Source organism: Crenobacter sp. CS_VA4 (assembly GCF_055597485.1).
Genome location: NZ_JBVMAE010000073.1, coordinates 1 through 1,213, shown reverse-complemented (window position 1 = coordinate 1,213; position 1,213 = coordinate 1). Strand labels below are relative to the sequence as shown.

The 1,213-nt window shown below is 60.4% G+C and carries 2 protein-coding genes; both read left to right on the top strand.

The window, feature by feature from the left end:
• On the top strand, positions 1–192 hold a 192-nt coding region (locus tag ACZ2IA_RS22735), incomplete at its 5' end, for a PepSY domain-containing protein (protein ID WP_470294862.1).
• Between the two features lie 525 nt (positions 193–717).
• Positions 718–1,213 (top strand): response regulator (locus ACZ2IA_RS22730; protein WP_470294861.1); only part of this gene is annotated, 496 nt, incomplete at its 3' end.

Below are 1,213 nucleotides of genomic sequence, written 5' to 3'. Positions count from 1 at the left end.
AGCTTGGTCCAGGCGATCGATAAGGCCGCAGCCACTGCCGGCGGTCAGGCTATCGCGGCCAAACTGAAGCTCAAAGACGGGCAATTGGTCTACAAGGTGACGCTGCTGAACGGCGCTCAGCGCAGCGAAGTACGGATCGATGCCCAAAATGGCGCCTCGCTTGGGGTGAAGAAGGAAGACGATGACGATTAAGCGAGCTCGCTGGCAAGACGTATGCCCGATTCATGAGGACCCAATGCGGCATCTCCTCTGAAGTCCTCTAACCATCGAGCATCCCCTCCATACCGGCACGCTGGGTTGATCGGTCCAATCACAAGGGAGTAAAGGCCATGCGGCTTCGTGGGAAACAAATCATGCAGGGGCTGGCAGTAATCTCTTTAGTCGGGGCAGTTGGCGCAGGAGTCGCGTGGTTTGGCGCTCGACTTCAGCGACTGGAACATCAGGCCTTGTCGTCCCTCAGCATCTTCTGCCTGGCTCAGGAGATCGACGAGACGATTACCGAGGCCGCCGGCGGTACTGCCCCGGCAAAGCTGGCACGCTATGACGAGAAGGGTGTGCACAAGGTAATGCTACTGAATGGAATGTATCGCAGTGAAGCACGAGCCGACGAGCAAAGTGGCACTCTGCGTGTGGAGAGTAAGGAAGCGTGGCTGACTAGGTGCGCTAGTTAGCGTTATTCCAACGGTTGAACATGCAACGGGCAAATGGGAACGAGCAATGCGGCTACTTCTGGTAGAAGACGACCCGATGATCGGTAACGGTCTTCAGCAAGGCCTGCGCCAGGAAGGGTTCACGGTGGACTGGGTGCAGGACGGCAAGGCCGCGGCGCTGGCCCTGGAGACCAATCCTTACGCGCTGCTGCTACTCGACCTCGGCTTGCCACGCTGGGACGGCATGCAGGTGCTCAAGACCCTGCGACAACGCGACGAGACGCTGCCGGTGATCATCATCACCGCGCGCGATGCGCTGCCCGATCGCTTGGCCGGCCTCAATAGCGGAGCCGATGACTACCTGGTCAAGCCGTTCGCGCTGGAGGAGCTGATCGCACGGATTCGGGCGGTCAGCCGCCGGCAGGCGGGGCGGGTACAAACCGAACTGCATTGCGGGCCGCTACGGCTCGACCCGGTACAGCATCTGGTCTGGTTGCACGATGAACCGGTACCGATGTCCGCCAAGGAGTTCGCGGTGCTGCAAGAGTTGATGCGAGCCCCCG